The 389-nt window shown below is 53.7% G+C and carries 1 pseudogene; it reads left to right on the forward strand.

From position 1 onward, the window contains the following. Window positions 1–258: 258 nt before the first annotated feature. Window positions 259–389: pseudogene (locus J9889_RS21710) on the forward strand (IS5/IS1182 family transposase); the annotation flags it as partial.

Here is a 389-nt window from a genome sequence, read left to right on the forward strand (position 1 = left end):
CAAAGTATCGAGTTAACAACCAGCGTTAGAAAGTACCACCGATTGCACGGGCGATCATGACGTGATGGCGAGGCAGGTCAGACCGTGACTGGCAAAACCCGACAGACACAGGGCACTAATAAGTGCGTTTAGCTGATAGAGGAGCCAGTCAGCGAATTCCATCAGGGATAGAGGCTGTTGCCTCGGTGAAATCCGGATCTATGGCTGCAATCTCAACCTGACTCACTTTCATTGATTGAGGGCTTGGCAAACCGGGGCGACCATCTATGTATCAGCAAGCGCGCCAAGACCGTCGACATCAAGTACCGCGTCCCCAGCCAAGGCCCGGTGGCTCACTTGGTCATTGATGCCACCGGCCTCAAGGTCTATGGCGAAGGCGAATGGAAAAT

This window comes from Aeromonas sp. PrichA-15 (genome assembly GCF_017939245.1).
Classification (GTDB): Bacteria; Pseudomonadota; Gammaproteobacteria; order Enterobacterales; family Aeromonadaceae; genus Aeromonas; species Aeromonas caviae.